This window comes from Fulvivirga maritima, assembly GCF_021389955.1.
Taxonomy (GTDB): domain Bacteria; phylum Bacteroidota; class Bacteroidia; order Cytophagales; family Cyclobacteriaceae; genus Fulvivirga; species Fulvivirga maritima.
In genome coordinates this window covers 5,050,875-5,072,452 of sequence record NZ_CP089980.1, presented here as the reverse complement: position 1 = coordinate 5,072,452, position 21,578 = coordinate 5,050,875, and the positions used below count along the sequence as shown (strand labels likewise).

Annotated in this window: 18 protein-coding genes; 2 read left to right on the top strand and 16 right to left on the bottom strand. The window is 35.5% G+C overall.

The window, feature by feature from the left end:
- Nucleotides 1-32: 32 nt before the first annotated feature.
- From LVD15_RS21375 to LVD15_RS21345, 7 genes are all read right to left on the bottom strand, one after another.
- Complete coding sequence (locus LVD15_RS21375; RefSeq protein WP_233777232.1) at nucleotides 33-536, bottom strand: hypothetical protein; 504 nt, start codon at nucleotides 534-536, stop codon at nucleotides 33-35.
- A gap of 58 nt (nucleotides 537-594) precedes the next feature.
- Entirely contained in the window at nucleotides 595-1,473 is an 879-nt protein-coding gene (locus tag LVD15_RS21370; RefSeq protein WP_233777231.1) for a carboxypeptidase-like regulatory domain-containing protein, read from the bottom strand.
- Nucleotides 1,474-1,580: 107 nt separating this feature from the next.
- Nucleotides 1,581-2,495: a bifunctional metallophosphatase/5'-nucleotidase gene (locus LVD15_RS21365; protein WP_233777230.1), complete on the bottom strand. Its 915-nt coding sequence runs from the start codon at nucleotides 2,493-2,495 to the stop codon at nucleotides 1,581-1,583.
- Nucleotides 2,492-3,262, bottom strand: a complete 771-nt coding sequence (locus LVD15_RS21360) for a 5'-nucleotidase C-terminal domain-containing protein (protein ID WP_233777229.1) — start codon at nucleotides 3,260-3,262, stop codon at nucleotides 2,492-2,494. Before LVD15_RS21360 ends, LVD15_RS21365 begins: the two co-directional genes overlap by 4 nt.
- 309 nt (nucleotides 3,263-3,571) lie before the next feature.
- Nucleotides 3,572-3,808 carry an SMI1/KNR4 family protein gene (locus LVD15_RS21355; protein WP_233777228.1) on the bottom strand — a complete coding sequence of 79 codons (237 nt, stop codon included), beginning with the start codon at nucleotides 3,806-3,808 and terminating at the stop codon, nucleotides 3,572-3,574.
- 87 nt (nucleotides 3,809-3,895) lie between these two features.
- Nucleotides 3,896-4,519, bottom strand: a complete 624-nt coding sequence (locus tag LVD15_RS21350; RefSeq protein ID WP_233777227.1) for a hypothetical protein — start codon at nucleotides 4,517-4,519, stop codon at nucleotides 3,896-3,898.
- A gap of 457 nt (nucleotides 4,520-4,976) precedes the next feature.
- Nucleotides 4,977-5,564 (bottom strand): class I SAM-dependent methyltransferase, encoded by a 588-nt coding sequence (locus LVD15_RS21345; protein WP_233777226.1) that lies wholly within the window; start codon nucleotides 5,562-5,564, stop codon nucleotides 4,977-4,979.
- 206 nt (nucleotides 5,565-5,770) lie between these two features.
- On the opposite strand from LVD15_RS21345, the gene LVD15_RS21340 reads away from it, so the two are divergent.
- Nucleotides 5,771-7,090 (top strand): IS1380 family transposase, encoded by a 1,320-nt coding sequence (locus tag LVD15_RS21340; protein ID WP_233776077.1) that lies wholly within the window; start codon nucleotides 5,771-5,773, stop codon nucleotides 7,088-7,090.
- A 790-nt stretch (nucleotides 7,091-7,880) separates the two neighbouring features.
- Here LVD15_RS21340 and LVD15_RS21335 read toward each other — a convergent pair.
- The 6 genes from LVD15_RS21335 to LVD15_RS21310 all read right to left on the bottom strand — a co-directional run bounded on the left by LVD15_RS21335 (nucleotide 7,881) and on the right by LVD15_RS21310 (nucleotide 17,671).
- Nucleotides 7,881-11,588 carry an AAA family ATPase gene (locus tag LVD15_RS21335; protein ID WP_233777225.1) on the bottom strand — a complete coding sequence of 1,236 codons (3,708 nt, stop codon included), beginning with the start codon at nucleotides 11,586-11,588 and terminating at the stop codon, nucleotides 7,881-7,883.
- Entirely contained in the window at nucleotides 11,589-12,059 is a 471-nt protein-coding gene (locus tag LVD15_RS21330; protein ID WP_233777224.1) for an eCIS core domain-containing protein, read from the bottom strand.
- Nucleotides 12,060-12,271: 212 nt separating this feature from the next.
- A complete protein-coding gene (locus LVD15_RS21325; RefSeq protein WP_233777223.1) occupies nucleotides 12,272-13,378 on the bottom strand; it encodes an HlyD family secretion protein in 1,107 nt (368 codons plus the stop codon).
- Between the two features lie 428 nt (nucleotides 13,379-13,806).
- Nucleotides 13,807-15,993: a peptidase domain-containing ABC transporter gene (locus LVD15_RS21320; RefSeq protein ID WP_233777222.1), complete on the bottom strand. Its 2,187-nt coding sequence runs from the start codon at nucleotides 15,991-15,993 to the stop codon at nucleotides 13,807-13,809.
- A gap of 60 nt (nucleotides 15,994-16,053) precedes the next feature.
- Nucleotides 16,054-17,202 (bottom strand): vitamin K epoxide reductase family protein, encoded by a 1,149-nt coding sequence (locus LVD15_RS21315; RefSeq protein WP_233777221.1) that lies wholly within the window; start codon nucleotides 17,200-17,202, stop codon nucleotides 16,054-16,056.
- Between the two features lie 43 nt (nucleotides 17,203-17,245).
- Nucleotides 17,246-17,671, bottom strand: a complete 426-nt coding sequence (locus LVD15_RS21310; RefSeq protein ID WP_233777220.1) for a cysteine peptidase family C39 domain-containing protein — start codon at nucleotides 17,669-17,671, stop codon at nucleotides 17,246-17,248.
- 381 nt (nucleotides 17,672-18,052) lie between these two features.
- Between LVD15_RS21310 and LVD15_RS21305 the strand changes: the two genes are divergently transcribed.
- Nucleotides 18,053-19,117, top strand: a complete 1,065-nt coding sequence (locus tag LVD15_RS21305) for a T9SS type A sorting domain-containing protein (protein WP_233777219.1) — start codon at nucleotides 18,053-18,055, stop codon at nucleotides 19,115-19,117.
- A 172-nt stretch (nucleotides 19,118-19,289) separates the two neighbouring features.
- Here LVD15_RS21305 and LVD15_RS21300 read toward each other — a convergent pair whose 3' ends face one another.
- The 3 genes from LVD15_RS21300 to LVD15_RS26935 all read right to left on the bottom strand — a co-directional run bounded on the left by LVD15_RS21300 (nucleotide 19,290) and on the right by LVD15_RS26935 (nucleotide 21,303).
- The gene (locus tag LVD15_RS21300) at nucleotides 19,290-20,288 is read right to left on the bottom strand and encodes an aldo/keto reductase (protein WP_233777218.1); all 999 of its coding nucleotides are present in this window, start codon (nucleotides 20,286-20,288) and stop codon (nucleotides 19,290-19,292) included.
- A gap of 232 nt (nucleotides 20,289-20,520) precedes the next feature.
- Nucleotides 20,521-21,096: a Crp/Fnr family transcriptional regulator gene (locus tag LVD15_RS21295; protein WP_233777217.1), complete on the bottom strand. Its 576-nt coding sequence runs from the start codon at nucleotides 21,094-21,096 to the stop codon at nucleotides 20,521-20,523.
- 78 nt (nucleotides 21,097-21,174) lie between these two features.
- Nucleotides 21,175-21,303, bottom strand: coding sequence for a hypothetical protein (locus tag LVD15_RS26935; RefSeq protein ID WP_255763310.1), 129 nt, complete (start codon nucleotides 21,301-21,303; stop codon nucleotides 21,175-21,177).
- Nucleotides 21,304-21,578: the final 275 nt, after the last annotated feature.

Genomic DNA, 21,578 nt, shown 5'->3' with positions numbered 1-21,578 from the left:
TGGTATTCTCTACAAGTAATTCTACTAAAGTTTTAAAGCTGACTTTTGCTAAATCTATTGATAACGTAAATGGCAATTGCGATTATAACTGACAATAAATAAAGATTGAGAAAAAAGTGGTCAAAATGTATTAAATAATGTCCCATATCTTTATGAAAAATCTCTATGGCAGCTGAAAATAATCTCAAAACAGGAAATGGCCATCCTAAAATGGTCTGATACACCTGAGTATACATAGGAATAAATCCATTATCAGGCATATTAAAATCAAATTTTATCGGAATTGCATTCAGACAAATGAATATTATTGCTATTCCACTAACAATCCAATAAGAGGATCTCTCTCTATTTTTTCCTCTTATAAGGAGCCAATACACTATAAATGTAGCTGCCAAATGTAATATAGATGCTGGGATCTGGAATCTAACAGCAATTGTATCGAATAAAAAAAGTATATCTAATACTAAATAGAAGAAGCCTTGTATAATTAGAATTACAAATAGTGGGATTATAAAAGCTTTGGTTCTCTGTTTCATTAAATGTAAGGTTACAACATGCGCCCTATATAGCGACATATTGATCTTTATGGATTTGCTAATATGCAAATTCCTTCCCTATTCCAATTGTCAGTTCGGAAAACGAATCGAGTTGATAATAGTTTACAAAGAATTCAACGTACTTGGTGTAAAATGTCGCTTGCCCTATCACTTCAGTTCTATTTCCAAATAAAGCCACTTTACCTGTTAACAAAAGTTGAAAAGGAGCAGTATTAAACCATGTTCCTAAACCAACCACAGGCGCTGAAAAGCTCCTGACTTCATCTGTAATTCGATTGTCAATGTTTAGGTGACTGTATCCTACGATTAACCTAAAGTTCTCATAGTTGAAATTGGTTTCAAAAGAGTTAGTAGAAGACTTGAAGTCAATAAGATTTAAGTGTCTGTAATACCAGTTTAAGTCAAAATCAAGGTCACAGTTGAAAATGTAATGTTTATATTCAAGTTTCCCGTTAATGAAAGTTAGATCTTCAAGATCCGACTGATAAGAAAAGCCAGTTATTAAAGTCCCCTTGCTAAAATATGGTAAAGCAAAATCTAATTTCCCACCCAATGGGGTATTGAATATACCAGATAAGGCATATACACTTATACTACGTGCATCTAAGAAATCTCTGATACAATCAATCTTTAACTTAATGAATATTGAATCCTTTCCATTTAAATGAAGCTGTTGGGTAATGAATCCTACAAATGAAATTTCTAGTGTTGCATTTGGATCTGTCACTGTAAGAATAAAGTTTCCATCCTTATCAGTGGTAGTGCCATTCTGTGTACCTAGTTCAACCACGTTCACTCCAGGCAAACCTAAACCCTCTTCCTCCTCGTTAGAAACCACCGTTCCCTTCACTTCTATTTGAGCGTTACCAATTGAAGTAATTAATAAGAAAAATATAATAGTAACTAATTTATCCATGAGAGGTTATTGAAGAATCTGTTGACCAAAGATCAATTCAAAGAAAGAATTACTATTTTATCAGAATCTTTAGCACGAATTTTTACTATTATAAAGCAAATAGCCCATTAAACCATTTTATTAGATAGTGTAATGGGTGAAAATGCCACCAGCTCTTTTCCTTTGGGGGTAAATTCAACATCAATTCTACCAAGATTGATCCCTGCCCAACCTACTTGATTGATGATAGTGGTAAAACCATCGGCGTTAGTAAGTAACAAAGGTTTTTCCATAAATGTATGGGTATGCCCTCCTAAAATCACATCTATCTCACTGACTTCCTGAGCCAATACTTTATCTGATGGTTTTGGTGATGAACCATAGTCATACCCCAGATGAGAAAGACATATAATTAAATCACATTTTGCTTTTTTAAGCTCCTGCACCATCTCTTTAGCCACAGCTATGGGGTCTTCATATACCGTGTTTCCATACATAGAGGAATTCACTAGTCCTTCCAGCTCTATACCCAATCCAAAAACTCCGACTTTAAACCCCTGCTTATCAAATATTTTATAAGGCTGTACACTTTTGCCTATGCTATTTCTCGAAAAATCATAGTTAGCACACAGATAAGGGAAATCCGCATACTGCATTACCGTGTGGAGGCTATCAACGCCATTATCAAACTCATGATTACCGATGGTAGTAGCATCATAACCCATTTCACTCATTAATTTAAGCTCAAGCTCACCACCAAACATATTGAAGTAAGGAGTTCCCTGAAAAACATCGCCAACATCCAGCAACATCACATTGTCTTCAGCAGCTCTGATTTTATTAATAGCTGTAGCCCGGGCAGCCATCCCTCCCAGCCCTTTGTATTTGCCTTCATCAAACGGATCTACATGAGAATGCATATCATTAGTATGAAGTATGGTCAGCTTCTTTCCCTTCAAACCAAAATTACAACTACCTAAAGCAAAAGGAGAAACTAAGGCCGAAGCCGCCAATGATCGAATAATAAATTGCCTTCTTTTCATGGGTTAGTAACAGTTATAAGGTGAGCCACTTCAGTTTTTACAGTGTCGCCCTGAGCGGTAAGATCTCTAATTTCCTTCACTAGCATATCTCTGAGTTTTACTGGCTCTACTTCTATTCTTTTAAGTGGCTTTAACATACTAAATCCACTGCCTCCATTAGCCTGATAGTCACTCACGGCCAAAGTATAATTCTTGTCTAAATTGATCTTTTCGCCGTTTACTTTAATGTTTTTTACGCCTGAATTAGTCACTTCAAAGCTCACGGGCCATATCATACTACTATGAGACTGCCCCACAAACTCTACCAACTTTACTAAACTGTCTCCTGGCACCTCTAACAGTAGCATTTCATTCTCAAAAGGCATTACTTCATACACCTCTCCCAGCTCCACGGGACCTTTATTGATAGACGCTCTAAGGCCACCATGATGATTCATGATGGACAAATCAACGTCTTTATTATAGGAAGATCTTGACTGGTTTAATATTACCTGAGTGACAAATGTACCCAAATCTGATTCGTATTGTCCTTCTGCCGTCAAGTCATGAGATGCATAGCCGATTACTTCATTCATCATAGAGTCTAATCTCACCCTATATGGAGCTATAATCTCTTCCAGGTGATCAGACTCCTCAATGGCAGAGTCTACTTGCACTGAAGACCAGGTATAAGAGCGCTGATACTCTTCCTTACTGGTACAAGAAGCCAGAAAAAAGATTAATAAAGCGCCGTATTTTAAATTGAAATCAATGGGTAAATATTTCATAAAGAAGGCTCGTATTTCTCACATGATGAATAGCGATACAAAACTACAAAACAAATGCATCGCGGCTGCATTTAAAATGTAGATATTTATTGTTTACTAGAACGGCATAAGTGGACACTTGCGCCAGCGTTTTATCGCTTTGAAAACAAATAGCTCTTGTAAACCATCAAAACCGATAGCTTAACCTAGGGCTATTTGGGCATTTAAGTTACTTCAAAGGTATGTCAACTTAGGTTGGGTAATGAACATCCATTTTAATTTTTCCTTCATCCTTACATCAGTCTATGACCGTTCTTTTTAATTAAAACTCTATTTAACTATTTCTTTTAGAAAATCTTTAAAAGACTCAGCACATTGCTCAAATTCCCATGCTCCTGTTCCATGCATACTGGTGTAAATAGCTCCTTGGCTACTACTTATATCTATACAATAAGGATCTGCTCCAGAATCAGCAATGACGACAAAATTATTGGGCCAATCTGCAATTATTTCACTTTTAACTTCTGAGAAGATTTCCTTTTCAAACTGTTCAATTGATTTTGCCATTGATTTTATTAGTTACAGCTAATGACCAGATAAAGTCTGAAGCCATAATTTAAATTTTATTACATCTGGTCCAAACTGACCAGAGCTTCAATAATTGTCGTCATGAGGCTTAACCGAGCTTCTGTGTAGGTCTCTTTCTTGGATCAATTTGTAGTTTTCAGACTCCTTAAAACTGCCAATCCATTTTGCCACTTTCTCATTTTCATCATCCATATGAATTAAGTCAAAATTGAATATTGGATTGATTTTCAACTCTATCTTTTCTCCATTGGTTAAAGGGATAATTACAAAAAAATCATTTTCCCGACAGACCACTTTAGTATTATTAAAGGAAAGGTCAATCATATTGCTCAAAGAGTCTTTTCCATATTCCATTTGATAGGTTCGTATTCGGATAGAATCCAAGTTATCTCCCTTATACTCTAATCCAATGGAATTTAAACATTTTCGAGCTAATTGATAGTTTTCCTGATTAATATAAATCTTTGTCCTTAAAAGGTTAATTGCCCTTTCAGATCCCTCCCAAGCATTCCCACAAAATCCATAATCCATTCTTTCAGCTTTGGCTAATAGTTTTAAAGCTTTTTTATACTGCCCATCTTCATATTTCTGTCCTGCCTTAAGAATTACGCCAAACCCTTTTTGAGCATATGTTGGAACGTTTAATTCTATTAGAAGAAGAACAAAAAATAGTATTTTTAATTTTTTCATTCAACTGTTTACATCAACCATACATATAAGAAACTTAAACCAGCTACTTATTTATATTTCGGGGATCAATCTAAAGGTTTTTTGGCTCATTTCATAGTGGTGATTGAGCATAAATATCGCTATAAAAATGGGACTCTCATTAAATATACAGCTAGCATTGGCAATTAAATCGGCCGGTTCACTACTGCATTTCCTCTCCTCTTAAGTTAATATATTACAGCAAATGTCCTTATCCTGCGCCAATATGTCTGTTGAAGCGCGACCATGCAATACACTTTAACGCCTAATTCCGCTACTCAACGACCTAAATCAGCACAAAAAGATATAGGCTTCCGCTATTCAAGTTAAGGCATTACCTTAGTATCAATTAAAGCCAACTATAGACAACAAAAATCCCCTTCAGAACCAGGTTCGGAGGGGATTTTTTGTTTATCATTTTTTGAAATATTAATCCTATCTAACTAGAAATTGGTTCAGTAACCTTTCCACTTTTCTTACCCCAAGTAACTGTAGCGCAACCAAAGAAGAGTGCTTGATAGTTGGCTTCAAGTCCTGCCTGAGTTAGTTCCCTTTGGAAATTTTTACAGTTATTAAACTTAGAAGTATAAATACCCAACATCCTATAATCCCCTGAGTTACCTTGAAATAAAAAGCCTATAATAGGAATTATAACTTTCAAATAGAACATGTAAAACAACCGCAAAAAAGGATTGGGAGGTACTGAAATTTCAACAAAAGAGAATGATGCTCCGGGCTTTAAAATCCTACTAATTTCTTTGGCTAATTTAGTGAGTTGCTCCAGGTTAAAAGTCTTAAGACCAAAAGATGAAACTACAATATCAGCTGTATTGGAGGATATAGAATTATTTAAAACATCCTGCTGTAATAAATTAATCTTACCATTTGTTCTACTAAGGTTGCCTTTTGCTATGCTTGTCATTTTAGGAGAAATGTCAACAGCATTTATCTCGATGACATCTATTGAGGACTTATTAATAGAGGACCATAGCTCCCCCATGCCACTCATTAAACCCTGATTATGCATTAGAAAACTAAAAGTTTATAAAATCCTTCGATAATTGTGTAAAAAGATCGATTTTGATGAGGTATAAAAATCACCAGAATGGTTACTCAAAATATAGGGTCTTTACCCATTGAACCCTGATTATGCATTAGAAAACTAAAAGTTTAGAAAATCCTTCGATAATTGTGTAAAAAGATCGATTTTGATGAGGTATAAAAATCACCAGAATGGTTACTCAAAATATAGGGTCTTTACCCATTGAATATTCCTCCAAGCCAGTGACACCCTTTGGAGGGATGAGTTTAATGAAACGATTTATCGATCAGGTAGGGATACGAGAAAAATTAGCCGAACTGGCACTTCCATCTCCTGGTTCTAACCGAGGGTATGACCCCAAGCAAATCGTAGAGAGTTTTTGGCTGAGTATCTGGACAGGGGCTAGTAGATACATCCATTGTGACTGGTTGAGATATGATACTGTTTTACAGTCAATTTTTGGATGGGATGGTATGCCTAGCCAAAGTACCTACAGTCGTTTTTTTGGAAAATTCTCTCAATCCCTAAACAACGAAGTATTTCCAGAGCTTCAACAATGGTTCTTTGACCAGCTCCGTTTAGGAGCACTCACCATTGATTTTGATAGTACTGTGATCACTCGATATGGAGATCAACAAGGGAGTAGTAAAGGTTATAACCCCAACAAAAGAGGGAGAAATTCACATCACCCCTTGATGGCCTTTGTGAGTCAAACCAGAATGGTGGCCAATGCATGGCTCAGGCCAGGCAACACAGCGGCCAGTAGTAGTTGCAGGGAGTTCATGGAAGAAACCTTTAAGCACGCCTTGGCAGGACAAAAAGTAGGTCTGGTAAGGGCCGATAGTGGTTTTTACAACGAAGAAATCATGTCATATCTAGATGAAGAACTCCTCAATTACATTATGGCTGTACGCATGTACCCCAATGTAAAAAGCGAAGTTTGGGGGCTTAAAGATTGGGTCAAACTGGCAAAGGGAATAGAGCTGAACGAGATGGTTTTCAGTCATGAAAACGGTAAGCCAAGACGATACATTATTGTAAAAAAGCAAGTTGACATCAGGCCACATGCAGGAGGCAAGGAACTTTTTGAAGATCAGCCTGGCTATCGATATAGTTGCTATGTGACCAATATGGATTTACCTCTGGATCAGATTTGGAACATGTACAACACCCGCGCCGATTGTGAGAACAGAATTAAGGAATTGAAACAAGATTTTGGGCTTGAAAATTTTTGTTTACAAGATTTTTGGGCAACAGAAGCCTCCTTTCGCTTTATCATGGTGGCTTACAATTTGATGAGTTTATTCAGGCATTTTGCGTTGAACCATCATCGAAAAGCAACCCTATCAACCCTCAGATCCTATTGCTTTGCATTAGGAGCCTGGACAGCAAACCATGCTAATAAAAAGGTTTTAAAAATCTCATTACCCTCCAAAAGAAGACCCTGGATGGAGGGAATATTCTTGAACATATCGTCTACTAGTCCTCCTTTTGATTATTCTAATGAATAATCCGGGTTAAATCAAAAATAACACCTGAACCGGAGTTTAATTCTATTTTTTGAACACACTGTTTTCTCCATCTATCTGTAAATCCAAAGGATGAAATGTAGTTAGTCAAACCATAAGTTGAAGACATCGAGTCAAATAACTCACTTACAAATTGAGGGCTGTAAATTGAATCCTTTGGCATTAAGAAAAGCTAATTTCTATTACTAATAGATTTGATGAAGTTAATAAATAACAGTGCATTCCCAAACAGTATTGATAGCAAAGAGATTACACCTAATAAAATAAATGTGTAGCCCGTATTAATATCTATTAAAGAATTACTACCATCGGTTACCAATGCCAAAAAGGAAATGAGAATCATAATTAACAATATACCGGGGATTATAAGACTCAAGTGAAGCTTGGTATAGATGTTAAAATTATGCTTAATTATCGAGACATATATGACTGCTGAAAATACTAAAAGCAGTAATGCCAATATGGTAACATAAACATTATTTAATACATAATATGTATAAAAGAGCTGAACATCTAAAGTCTTTTTCCCAGCAATAATGCCAAGTGCTATCACCAAAGGAACAAATATCAAGCAGATCAGGTATGGTTTTCGATAAAATTGCATAGAAGAATGTTTATACATTAATAATTTGAATAGATGTTAGTGGCAAACAATATAATGTAATTTTAATTAAATAAATATTTTTTATAATTCTAATGCTCATTCATAAAAGTTTTGCCTACAATTATGCTTTTGCCTCTGACTCATCATTTAATAGACAAATACAACTAGTTAGACCATCAAGTGCGTTCTTTTAGACCTACTCTCATTAGCCATTTTAATCGCTTGCTCCACCTGGTATTGAAGGAGCTGAGCCGCATGAATGCGACTAGAAAATCTGGACTTCAAATAGGTATTCACTTTATACAGTAGAGCTTCCAATTTAGGTAGCTGCTTATCGGGCGACTCATTCCTCACCTGCTCATATGCCTCCAAAGCCCTGTCTACGACTATTATTCTATTTCTTTTGGATTGTTTTGAAGTGAAGCCCATGGATTTAGAAGAAGATATTTCAACCCATCTTTTTGGGGTAACAACTATTGAAGAAAGCGTTGGCTTTAAAGCACTATCCTCAGCCTCTGTCTCTTGTCTTTCTGATATGTCCGCTGAGCTTTTCAGAGAATGAGGCTCATTTATTGACTGATCAATATTTTCAATGTCGTTCTGGATACTCTCTATCCTCTTCATTGTATTTCCTGTTCCCTGCTCCAGAGCCTTTGCTTCCAAGCCAGCCACTACATTGTTCATTAAACTTAATACCTTATTGAGTTCTTTTTCATGGTTCGCAACGTTCTTTTTTCGCTGGTCTATCTCTTCTTGCTTCTTTAATGCTGCTTCATTTATGTTTTTATTTTTACCATGAATTTTCTTCAGCCTACTTTCACTTATTATTAACTCTTGTTTAGCCTTCTTTTGTTTCACCAAAAGCTGATGAGCTACTTTAGACATATCCACAGTAAGCTTAGTAATCATTCTTTCCCTTTCCTCACCACTGCCTATAATTTGTAAATTAGCCTCCTGCAAGAGCTCTTGTGCCCTTGCCCCCTCTATAATTTCCTTTTCTATAATTAAATCATTACTAGAATTTGTGAACTTTCCACGCTCCTTATCTTCTAGTTTTGCACCTTCTGCAGACGATCCTATTTTACCTGATTTAACCCACTCACCAAGCTCCCAGTCTTTGAATTTGACCTGAGTTAACTGTTTATCATAGAAAAGAAATGCCTTTAGTTTTAATTCACCACCTACTACCGCTGTAATCATATTTTTCAGTTCATATGACATTTCCACAGGTTTCTCTTGAGTAAATTTACGATCTACATATATGAAAGAGCCAAGAAGTTCTGCTTTACTCTGGATGCTCAGGTTAGTTTGAGCGAAAATATTAGCTTGTAGAGCTACAGCCAGCCTTGCACCTAATTCGGCTCCTGCACTTACCTTAAAATAAAGATCTCCTGCAAATGAAGGAGTAGCACTAAAGTTATAAGGTTTATTCTGACCTTTTTCTCGCTGTACTGTAGTATCTATATCTAAGGTCAAGTATCCTCCCAGCTCCAAACCAAAATGGCCGGCCACACCAATAAAAATAGGAAATGCAATATCTTGTGAAAAAGGCCAAAATGGATGTCCTGTTCCAGGAAAATCTAACGATCCTTTAACAGCAATTGACCTGTTTTCAGGGTCTGCAGTAGCTTCAAAACCAAAAAGCTTGAATTTTAGCGCCTTTAGGTTAGGGTAAACTCCATCAATTGAAAATCCTTTGCCTTTATAGAAATAAGCATTTTTTACTTTCAGTTCGGTCCCCAGGTTAAGAAAATCCAGCAAGCCAGTATCGAAAATAGGCATGATTTTACCATATTCTCCCCCCTCTTCTTTCGACTTGAATTTGATCCCTGCTTCAGCGGCTCCAATCCTCTCCTTATTAAATTCAGCCTCTTTTATCAAAACATCAAACATAGAGGTGTTTACATTTAACTCACTGAGAGTACCTGAAATTCCTTCTTTTGATAGATTTAACGCCACTCCTTGAGCTCCTATCACCTGCGCTCCTCCCGCTGGTGATAAAGCAATATCTGAAGTTAAAATGAGTTCATAACCGCCTCCTTTCTTCAACTCTATGCTCATGTTGCTCAAAACAACAGACTCCATGGGTGACAGCGTTTTACCAGGAAAGGCCAGAGATATTGATTCGAAATCAAGGCCATCCTTATTCCAGGTAAAGGTGTTTACCGATCCTTCAAGTTGATATTTAGGGATTGATAAAGCGGCCTTAGTAATCTCTATTCCTCCATTCTTGAGGGCTGCCTGCTCCACCAAAATATCAAAATCAGGGAATCTGACTAACCCACTAGAAAACTCATATATCCCGGCATTTTTATCAACCAAAAGGTTCTGAAGGATGACATTAACCCCATTTATGTTAGCATTAATTTCAGCAGCACCTCCTTTTATGTTTTCATCTATCTCTTGCGCAGGATCAGCCCTAACATAAGACAAATAAGCTCCAGTCACATTAATACTACTACCCGAGAGGTTCAAAAGGAAGGTTTCAATAGAAAAATCAAAACTGCTAAATTTCTTGTGTGCCACACTTGCTGAAGCTTGAACATTAGCCACCGATAAGGTATCCTTTATAATATCCAACTGATCTATTTGAATAGCCGCATCTCCGTTATAGGATTTATCAATATTAAAGGCCTTGAGTTTAAAATTACCAGCTTCATTAACATTGGTTATAGATAATGACTCAAACGCACCATCATTCATTAACAAGCTCATAGAACCACTAAGTTGATAGCCGCCAATATTCAGTTCTGCATCAGTACTTAATGAAAGTAATTTATCTTGAATGGCTCCTTTGGCATTAGTTAAAATCACTATTCCATTGCCAACAATTAACTTATCAATGTTAAGTCCAGCACTTTTCACTCCACTTTTGGCCACTACCAAAGGATAAATACTTACCGGGCCGAGTGTATTACCCAATAATGTTCTATCCGAATTATTGATGATAATAGGTGAGCCAGCCGTATATTTAAATTCTCCTGAGAATGGGAAAAACAGCTGATCCATTTCCTGACCTGCTCGTTCAGGAATATTGCTACCGAATAATTTTAACTGCACAAAAAACTCAACAATGAGTCCCGGATCTTGCTGCTGCGTTCCTTGACCCTGCTCTTGTTCTAATTCAGATTTTTTATCATAACCCAATTTCAGGTTATTAATCATGAGTGTGATCACCTGCAAATTAAGGTTAATCAATTTTTCAGCATCGTCTGCCTGAGCAGTCTCATCGTTAACAGCCTCAGCCTCCGGTTGAGGCTCTTCTTTAGATGAACCTGTGAGATATTGATAAAAAGATGTCAATGGTGCCGTAAAGTATTTCATACCCGTCTGAGCGGTATTTACCCAACCTTGCACTTGCCCTCTCACCTCGCCCTGATCAGCACTTACAATAAAACCCTGCAAGCTTTTATAGCTACGAATTATTGGAGCTTTAGCCGCCATTACACCCATTACGTAGAGTAAACCTGTTTTTATATTATCAGAAAGACTATCCCACATGGCAAGAGCAGCTTTGGAGGCCACAATCATCATGTTAATACCCGGAGCCAGGCTTGATAAACCGCTCCAGGACACAATTTTATTAGACACGAAACTATCTCCAGCTTTTAAAAGCGAATTAATTATGGTGGAATATGATGCATTAGCCATTTCATGTCTCAACACACTTTTAACCAACCCCCAAGCCATGTTAGTGGTTAGCATGGCTGCGGATTCTAACTCCGCCAGTGGAGAGACAGAATAATGAGATTGCACCTGCAAAGGTCCTATCTGAACAGCCGCACGGGTGCTTTTAGCTTGTAGAGCTCTTTGCCCCATCACATCTGCCTCCTTCTCCAAGGCCTGATCATCATTAACCGGTACTCCACTCTTCATTTACATGGTGGGTTTCACTCTGCCCTGCTTTTGCTGCACCACGTGCCAGGCCTCATGAGGTAGATGCCTTTCTTGTCCGGAAGCTAAGTGAATATCAGTGCCCTGAGCATAGGCATGTGCATTGAGCTGGGCTGGCTTGCCCGAATTATAATGCACCTTTACATCATCCAGAGAATGGCCCGACAAGCTTTCTATACCTGATTTTAGGTTATCTGGTAGCCCTGTTTTGTTGACCTTCCTTTGAAGGGGTGTTTGTAAGGTAGTATTGCTATTGGCCTTTTCCTGAAATTGAACAGCTTTTTGAACCAACGCACTATCGTTGACCTTAGATTGCATCTTTCTTTGAGCTATTGCTTCAGGTCGTTTGTCTACCAATTGAAAAGTGGGTACACTCCTGATGCCCTGTTGAGCTACTGATACTGAAGCAGTTTGCCCTTTATGCTTAGTGGACTTATCAGCAGGAATATTCATATTCTATTCAGGAGTTAGTTTAAAAATCCCCTCTAGCCCTACCCTTCAGGTATTAACAGCCAGAACCCCGCCTACCTAATTACCACACTTAAAAAAATGGAATTTATGAATTTGCCAAATAAAATCACCTACTAACCCTATTTTATTTTGTGTATTAGATTGAAGATTATGTAAGATCCTGTATTAGAATAACTAAAATTAAACCTAAATTTTCAATTGAGAATCTTCTTTACCTTGAAGAAGAGACGATCAGACAGTCTCAAATCTTCGGTCACTATTTCTGCGTAACCTTGTAAATCCCGTGCATAATTGATTTCCCTATTTTTAGTTGTTATTATCTCCTTAGAATCTGATAGAGTCGCTAAGACTTCATAATAACCTTCTTTATCAGGCATTGGAGAATTGCTTATTACTTTTCCTGTTACTTTGCCATATTCATTTTCAGAATACCCTGTTAAATGGACCTTTACTAATTGTCCTTCTTCAATACTGTTCAATTCTGAAGCTGGAACTTTAAGTGAGATCAGATATCCTGAATTATCTAAGGGAATGATATTACAAAATAAGTCTCCGGTTTTCACTACATTACTGCCTTTATTATAATTTAGATGAACTATCTTACCCTTTATTCCAGATTTAAACAAGTATGTATATTCCCATTCTTTAACGTCTCTTTTGAGCTTATCAAATGCTTCTATAACATCTTTCAATAGTTTTAATTGAAGTTCAATTTGATCAACCTCTTCATGGTTTGAATATTCCGGTTGTTTATCTTCTTTTCTGGATAATAAATTTTGTATACGTTTATGATCATGTTCAGAGAAGTATTCATCAAGTTGAAAATATGAATTTTTGCTCAGCAAATATTGCATGTAGATATTCTCAAATAAGGCATAGCTAGATTGCAAATCTCCTAATGAGATATCTTCAAGTCGCTCAATTGGAAATGAGAAAGACTGATTCTTTATTTTTACAGTATCAATTATTGATCTTAACTTAATAACATCCAGATAATTAGAACTATTTTCAATAACAGCAATGACCTGATTCTTTCTTACTATACCTCCCTCTTTTACCAGAATAGAATCAAGTCTTCCTGAAGATCGAGCGTATAATTCATTAACAGGACTCTGAGTAGTTATTAATGCCTCTACCCTAATAACATTAGGATACTTTATAAACCAAGAAAATATCAGAAGCAGTAAAATTATAGTTAAAAAAACAACATTTCCCCAAAGCACCATCCAATTGGGGACCTTTGTTAAAATAGCTTGTACTTCCTCACTTCTTAAGTTTATGTCATCATCGTTTTTTGACATTAAATTAATAGTTATTTAAAGAACTTGATAATCAAAAAGTTATATATTTATTCCAGAAATAAGCATTAAAAAACAAAGCATAGAATTAGGCAATTCTATGCTTTAAATAATAGGTAAAACCTTTTTAGCAAGCAGGACCAGAACCGCCTGAATAATTACATTCTCCCGATATTATGAAACAAACCTCCATATTTACAGGAGGACATTGTGAAAAATCATAACAACATACCGGTCTTCCTCCAGTTATTGTTTTTTTCTCCTCTTTACTAAGAACTTTACCTAGGTTTAACAAATCCTTCATAATTAATTAGTTAGTGTTATACAGTACCCTAAACATTTTAAGACACTCAAGGCATATGTCTTCCTCATAAGAGGACACAAAGATTTGTATAACAATATATTTTTAATTAATCAAAATATCAACTAAATCAACCTCCAATATCTAATTGATTCTTAATTAAATTATAATAGTTCCCTTTCCTTTTAACTAGCTGATCATGATTGCCTCGCTCAACAATCCTTCCCTGATCAAGTACTACTATTTGATGTGCATTTTTGACTGTACTGAGCCGATGAGCTATGACTACAACTGTCTTATTTGCAAAAAAATTAGTAAGATTTTCCATGATCACTTTCTCATTATTAGCATCTAGAGCTGAAGTAGCTTCATCAAAAAATAGAAATTTAGGATCTTTATAAACAGCTCTTGCTATAAGTAACCTTTGTTTTTGACCAGTACTTAGTCCAACACCTTCATTTCCTATATTGGTGTTATAATTCAGCGGCAATTCTTCTATAAAATCTGTTATATTAGCTACTTGAGTAGCATGCTTCAATTTCTCTTTATCAACTACCTCTTCACCTACAGCAATGTTACCAGCTATCGTATTATTAAATATATACCCCTCTTGCATTACAACACCACAATGACTCCGCCATATCTTTTGAGAGACATTATCTAAATTCACATCATCAATTAAGATCTTGCCCGTTTCTGGTTTGTAAAAATGGAGTAGTAATTTCATCAAGGTTGTTTTTCCACTTCCTGATACACCTACTATTGCCGTTGTTTTATTAGCAGGAATTTCCAATGACAAATCCTTCAATACTGGCTTAACCCCTCCTGTATATCTAAACGATAGATTTTTAAGGTAAATATTTGAGTTTTCTGGAATTGAAATTACTTTCTGATCTCTTTCAACTTCCTCATTTTCTTTATTATGAATTTCTCCCAGTCTATCTAATGAAATTTTAGCATCCTGAACTTCCCTCATAAAACTTATAAGCAGGGCTATAGGAGCATTCAATTGTCCTATAATATAGCTTATAGCTAACATCATTCCCAATGTGATGTCTCCGTCAATAACTAATTTAGCTGACAATACAGTTATTAAAACATTTTTAAGCTCATTAATTAAATTAGATCCTACTTTTTGAGTTTGCTCTAAAACGAGGCTTCTTGTGGCAACATTAAATAAACGGGCCTGAACATATTCCCACCCCCACCTCATAGACCTTTCCGCATTGTGTAACTTAATTTCCTGCATCCCATTAATTAACTCTATCATTTTGCTCTGCTCTGTACTTATTTCAGAAAATCTTTTATAATCTAATTCCTTTCGTTTCTTGAAGAAGAATATAACCCAGATAAAGTAAAAAAAGCTTCCTAATACAAAAACAGCTAGTATTTGTAAGCTGTAATAGCCAAGAATAAAACTAAAAATGATGAGGTTAAATAATGAAAAAAGAATGTTCAGAGAAGAGGTGGTTAGAATATTTTCAATTCGCTTATGATCATTAATTCTTTGCAAAAGGTCACCTGTCATTCTAACATCAAAATAAGAAATAGGTAATTTCATTAGTTTAATGAAGAAATCGGATATTAATGATATATTAATCCGAGTACTCAAATGCAGCAAAATCCAACCTCTAATCACCTCCAAACCAGCTCTACCCATAAAGAGGAATAGCTGTGCCACTAAAATGAGATAAATAAAATTAAGATTACTATTCTTAATACCTACATCTACAATACTTTGAGTTAAAAATGGAATAATAAGCTGAAGCAAGCTACCAGCCAATAACCCAATAATTAACTGAATCACTAACCTCTTGTATTTAATCAGGTATTTAAAAACAAAATTGAATCCAAATTTCTGATCTTCCCTAAATTCTGATTTATAGAATTGAGGTGTAGGCTCTACCATTAAGGCAATTCCCTCTTGGGTCAATTCATTAGAATTATTACCTATCCAATGTTTTAAAAAATCCTCTTTACTATACTTTAATTTACCATGTGCCGGATCAGAAATATATAGTGTTTGATTTTTGATTTTATATAGAACTACATAATGATTTTTGTTCCAATGTAAAATACATGGTAGTGGTGCTTCCTTTAGTTTATCAAATGAAAGTTTTATGCCTATCGAACGAAAGCCTATATTTTCTACCGCCTCACTCAATCCAAGAAGACTACTACCCTCTCTTGTTGTTTCACTAAGGGAACGTAACTGTTGTGTATTGATAGTTTTACCGTAATACTTCGCTATTATTTTAATAGCTGTAGGCCCACAATCTTTAGCTTCTGTTTGCGAATAATGAGGAAATTTATCCAAAATATCTTACAGTTTTCAGTTTAATTAAGGTTTAAATCAAGTACTAAGATATTGTTGTAATTATCCCTCACTTAAAACCGAATTATTTTGTTCACACTCAATGAGATCTTCTATGAAATAGGAAAGATCACTTTTATCATACTCTTTAGGGAATTGTCTACCGTTAATAAATAAGGCTGGGGTAAAGTTGATGAGGTTATCTTCGCACCAAGATTGGTGATAGTTTAAAACCCTTATACCAATTTCATCCACAGCTCCACCCCACTTACCTAACCATTCATCCAATCTGGAATCCTCTGCGTAGGCTTCATCTATTGCTTCAAAAAATAAAGGAATATCTCCCTTATTATATAACTCTATCAATCTGCTGGCTACCTTATATCCACTATCAGTAGTATCAAAAGAACCTAAATTAAACCTGATTATCAACCTGATATTTTTTGAATTTTGCTGCAAAATCTTCCTAACTTCTGTATGAGCAGACTTACAAAAGTGGCATCTTGGATTTGTAACCAAAATTATTTGCAAAGGCGCATTTTCATTCCCTAAGGTAATCTCTGATGGGTGAAAAATCCCTGTATCAATAAGTAAACCTTTAGAATACTGTGTGTAGAATAAGTCAAAATTTCTTTTGAATTTAAAAAATTGCAATTGTAAACTTTTGTAATCTACATATGTCTTCAAAAGTGGCTTCAATAAAAGCCATAGAGAGGTAAATAAAAATGCTGATATCAAAAGAATATGTAAGTTATCAACTTTAATCTCGGTTAATGAAATATTGATATTTTCAAGTACCGCAACTACAGATTGCAACCATAGCACCAAAACAATTCCTAAGCATAACAAACACCATTTCTTTACTTTAGAATATTGATAATAAATGGAATAAAATGTAATTGGGAGAGATAAAAAAGAAAGCAGAAATAGTATTGAATCGTTGTTGTCAAACAGTACGGTGAGCAACCAAGCCAAGGTTACGCCTCCAAAATAAGAAAGAGATAGATCACTTAGTTTGAAATAATTAAAAATTCGTGCTCCCCTAGAGTTGATCACTGCCTGACAACTGGTAGAATTGTAAGATGAACAGAATTTACTTATGGTTTGAGAAATAAATCCCAATTCTTGTCTTACCACAATAACACTTATGAAAAGACCAAATACAGATAAAAGAAAGTGAGTTGCTTGAGCCAAGGTAGGAACTGACCACATAAACAAAGAAAGGATAAGAGCCCCACAGGTAATCAAAAGAAAGTTATAAATACCTGACAATTTTAATTTTTTTTCTTTTCTCCTCTTGTTTAGAATGGGTTTCTGCCGCCACAACGATTCCACTCCAGATATCAAGAAATTCGTGAATTTTTACTATAGACTTTTTCTTCTTGCTATACCTTACTTTAACTAAATCTGCTTTATATTTTGAAACTATAGCAAACCCTTGTCCTCCATCAACTTTGATTAAAGTTATAAAGGATTGAGGCAATTTATTAAAGACTTCTATAGTTAAGGGCACCTCAACAGCGACATTATCAATGTTGAAGTGATCCAAAACACTAGTTAAAGAGTGTAAACTGGGGTAAGAAGGGTGGCTAATGATCTGTAATTCTAACTCGGAACTATTTAAATAAATACCTTCCCCTTTCAAATATTCATTTAAAATAATAAACAGATAATCCTTCATGTTGTAATACGTGGTTTAGGTTTAGCTAATACTCCTATGCTGAATTCATAGTCTATATTAATTATCAATATATAAATTATTTAATGAATTATAACCCTATAAACTATATTTTATCATAGTTTTAAGAGTATAATGCCTTTAAAAATCAACTTCAATCAATTAAAAATTCCCTTCTGGCCGCTTTTCAAACCGACTATGGTTTGTCTAATTAAGACTTAAATTTTTAGCCCCATACTACACAAAAGAGAATAACATCTTGCAGGATACTACCCTAAAGTTCATCAATGGCATCTTGAAGTAAAATCGGATTGTAATAATTTAATTTTTAAACTAATAATTAATTATATTTATATTATTAGTTTATATAACCACATTTAGATCATGAAACGCCTCTTCTTTATTCTACTCTTTTTAACTCCATGCATCACTTATAGCCAGACCTTTAGTTCAGTCAATAACCAAACAGGTCTTTGGTCCGAGGAAGCTACTTGGCAAGGAGGAACACCTCCCACTACTTCAGTAACAGGTAATATTCAAATTGAAATAAATGGCTCTGTAGTCAATGAAGGAAATTTATCAATGGGTGGTACTTCTGACCTTATCATTCAAGATACTTTATGGGTAAATGGTGACCTAGACCTTAATGGTAGTTTTACGCTACTGGTAAATGGTGTATTAGTAGTAACAGGTGATTTAGAAGTAGGCAATAATGCATCATTTACAAATAATGGAATCAGCATCATTAAAAGCACTCTTGGCTATGCAGGTGATATTGAAAACTACTCCAATCTTATCTATGCTTATACTGCACCCGTAAATCGTGGCGGCAGCATAACTCCTACGGGAAACTCTATTAAGAGTGAAAATGATCTTTCTACAGAAAACCCTATCATGTATAATTATGCCACTATAGATCCTCTTCCTGTAGAATTATACTATTTCAACGCCAGTCAAACTAAAGAGGGTGTAAGGCTGGAGTGGGCTACGCTTTCTGAACTCAATAATGCGTATTTTGAAGTTCAAAGATCTTTTAATGGAACAGGCTTCACGACCATAGCTAAAATTAAGGGACAAGGTAATAGCAATGTACTAGTGGAATACAGCTATACTGACCCTACATTACTACCTAGCCGAGTATTTTACAGACTAAAACAAGTTGATTTTGATCAAAAATACGCCTATTCTCATTTGCAATCTGTATCTCCAACACAAGACATTGTTAAGCTTTTTCCTTCACCCGCATATGACTTTATAAAAGTATACCCGCAATCCTTAATCGAGAGCAGCACCACTTTTGAAATCTATGATAGCAATGGATCTTCAGTCTTCAAACAACAAGGTTACGAATCCAGTTTGCCAATATCTCAATTTAAATCAGGGCTATGCTTTTTACATATTTACACCGATGGGCATAAGTATGTAGAGAAATTTATGATAAGTCATTAGAGCTTACCGATCTGAGAAACACTTCATTTAGTTTAAAATTAAAATCACATAGCTAGACTTAAGACCAAGCGGATAAAGCCAATGATAAACTTAACCTGCCATGTGATTTAATTGGTCTCTCCATCCTGGTCGATTGATAATATAAAAGCTACTTCATTTCCAATGCCCTCTCCTACCTAGCTCCAACCCAATGCGGATAAATGGGCGTACGTTCTGATACTTTGTTAAGTAAATCATGGTGTTCTTCTGATAAATTCCAGCCCACTGAGTCAAGGTTAGAGATCAACTGCTTTTCATTTCTTGCTCCGATTACTACATTAGAAACCGTTTTATTTTGAAGCACCCAATTAATGGCTATTTGAGGAATTGATTTCCCTGTTTCATCACTTATTTTTTCCAATAAATCTACCACATCAAAAAGAAAATTTTCTTCCACCGGAGGTGCTCCTATATCTCCCCCTGACTTAATTCGGCCATCTTTGGTTTCCATCCCTCTCTTTATTTTTCCAGTCAATCTTCCCCACCCCAAAGGACTCCACACCATAAGCCCCATGTTTTGATCTTCTATTAGAGGCATCAATTCTTGTTCAAAATCGCGACCTATTAATGAATAATAGCCTTGATAAATAACATATTTTTCCAGATTAAGCCTATCTGATATAGACAGTGACTTCATTAACTGCCATGCGGCAAAATTAGAACACCCAATATACCTTACTTTACCACTACTAATCATAGCATCAAGAGTTCGCAAGGCCTCTTCAATAGGCGTATTACTATCAAACCCATGCATAAAATACAAGTCGATGTAATCAGTATTGAGTCGTTGTAAACTTTCGTCTAGCGCGTTCATTAAATGATACCTGGAAGATCCCATTTCATTAGGCTGATCACCCATTTGAAAGGTTGCTTTTGTAGAAATAAGCACTTTATCGCGCTTACCTTCTAGTGCCTTACCTAATACTTTTTCTGAATCTCCCTGAGAATAGACATTGGCTGTATCAAAAAAGTTAACCCCTCTTTCAATACAAATATCAATGAGCCGAGTGGCCTCCTTGACCTCCGTTTGTCCCCATCGCTGAAAAAACTCATTAGTACCTCCAAAAGTAGCTGTACCCAAACTTAAGGCAGGCACTTTTAACCCTGAACTACCTAAATTTCTATATTCCATAATTATAGATTTTAAACTCAAATTATCTTTTAATTAAAACTTATGATGGCAATCACAACAAGCGAAAACTGCCCGACATACAATCATCAGGTAAATTGATCATAGCATTAAAAAAGTATAATATGCTCATTAATGGCCATCATATTATGATTTTCCATACGACAAAGTTCTAAAGAGTAAATTTGAATAGAGAGGACAATTGTCAAAAATCTGGGGTGAGGTATGTCACATTTTAAGCTTCAACTTTAGTAAGTCTACTTAAGGTTTCTCGTGTAACACCAAGATAAGATGCTATCATAGCTTTGGGTACCCGCTGCATGAGACCAGGATAGAGCGTAATGAGATTATGATAACGATCATTAGCATTACTAGTTAAAAAGCATAAAATGCGCTTTTGCAAAGCGATATACCCATTAGTTGTTTTCTTCAAAAAAAAGGTTTGCATTTTTGACAGCTCTTGGCTCAGTTTCTCCTTGTTTTCTAAAGTTAATGAATATGCTTCTGTATTTTCCAGGCAGTCTACCACTAAGGTGGATTTGGTCTTATGGTGAAATGCCTCAGCATCAGTAATCCACCAATTTTCCATACCAAATTGCAAAATATGCTCTTTACCTTCTGTGTCCAGCTTAGTAACTCGCATGAGTCCTTTAATTACAAAAAAGTCATATCTGGCAAAATCTCCTTCATGCAATACGATTTGGTGCTTTTTGAATACTTTTTTTTGGAAATGACTAAGCACAAATTCAAATTCATTATCAGTCAATTCTACAATTTCTTCTATTTGAGTTCGTAAAGGATGCTTGCTCATATTGATCTGTCTGTATTTTCCTTACTAATATGTTAACAGTTAAAGTTAATAACGATAAGCCTCAGAGGATTAGCGGTATTATACTTCTTTTTCTAATAATGGAATAACATGCTTCAAAGGAATATTTAACGGTAATTTCCCTTTCCAGTTACCATAGTTACTCTCTGTAAAAGTGACCACGGCATTATATTCTTCCAATATCATCATGTACTGTCCGCTATTACCGGATGCGAACAGTACATTGAAATGCTCTTCAATTAGTATCTGATTATTTTGAGAAACAATGATAGCATCAATATTAGGATAGCTATCTGCAGTAATTAACTACCTAAAACCTGACAACTTCTCTTCTTTAGAATGCTGGCCTTGACAACCTAATGCCAGTAAAAAGAAGTATAACATGAGAGAAAATGGCACTTTCTGATTTGTATATTTCATGAGCTCTGATCAAATAGGAATTATGATGGGGTGTAGCGGAGCGT

Coding starts and splice junctions, on each gene's coding strand:
- LVD15_RS21350 (WP_233777227.1), bottom strand. CDS start 4,519: ATGAAAAAATTAAAAATACTATTTTTTGTTCTTCTTCTAATAGAATTA.
- LVD15_RS26935 (WP_255763310.1), bottom strand. CDS start 21,303: ATGATGATATTGGAAGAATATAATGCCGTGGTCACTTTTACAGAGAGT.
- LVD15_RS21330 (WP_233777224.1), bottom strand. CDS start 12,059: ATGAATATTCCTGCTGATAAGTCCACTAAGCATAAAGGGCAAACTGCT.
- LVD15_RS21305 (WP_233777219.1), top strand. CDS start 18,053: ATGAAACGCCTCTTCTTTATTCTACTCTTTTTAACTCCATGCATCACT.
- LVD15_RS21370 (WP_233777231.1), bottom strand. CDS start 1,473: ATGGATAAATTAGTTACTATTATATTTTTCTTATTAATTACTTCAATT.
- LVD15_RS21315 (WP_233777221.1), bottom strand. CDS start 17,202: ATGTGGTCAGTTCCTACCTTGGCTCAAGCAACTCACTTTCTTTTATCT.
- LVD15_RS21345 (WP_233777226.1), bottom strand. CDS start 5,564: ATGCATAATCAGGGTTTAATGAGTGGCATGGGGGAGCTATGGTCCTCT.
- LVD15_RS21295 (WP_233777217.1), bottom strand. CDS start 21,096: ATGAGCAAGCATCCTTTACGAACTCAAATAGAAGAAATTGTAGAATTG.
- LVD15_RS21335 (WP_233777225.1), bottom strand. CDS start 11,588: ATGAAGAGTGGAGTACCGGTTAATGATGATCAGGCCTTGGAGAAGGAG.
- LVD15_RS21325 (WP_233777223.1), bottom strand. CDS start 13,378: ATGTCAAAAAACGATGATGACATAAACTTAAGAAGTGAGGAAGTACAA.
- LVD15_RS21310 (WP_233777220.1), bottom strand. CDS start 17,671: ATGAAGGATTATCTGTTTATTATTTTAAATGAATATTTGAAAGGGGAA.
- LVD15_RS21340 (WP_233776077.1), top strand. CDS start 5,771: ATGGTTACTCAAAATATAGGGTCTTTACCCATTGAATATTCCTCCAAG.
- LVD15_RS21300 (WP_233777218.1), bottom strand. CDS start 20,288: ATGGAATATAGAAATTTAGGTAGTTCAGGGTTAAAAGTGCCTGCCTTA.
- LVD15_RS21355 (WP_233777228.1), bottom strand. CDS start 3,808: ATGGCAAAATCAATTGAACAGTTTGAAAAGGAAATCTTCTCAGAAGTT.
- LVD15_RS21365 (WP_233777230.1), bottom strand. CDS start 2,495: ATGAAAAGAAGGCAATTTATTATTCGATCATTGGCGGCTTCGGCCTTA.
- LVD15_RS21375 (WP_233777232.1), bottom strand. CDS start 536: ATGAAACAGAGAACCAAAGCTTTTATAATCCCACTATTTGTAATTCTA.
- LVD15_RS21360 (WP_233777229.1), bottom strand. CDS start 3,262: ATGAAATATTTACCCATTGATTTCAATTTAAAATACGGCGCTTTATTA.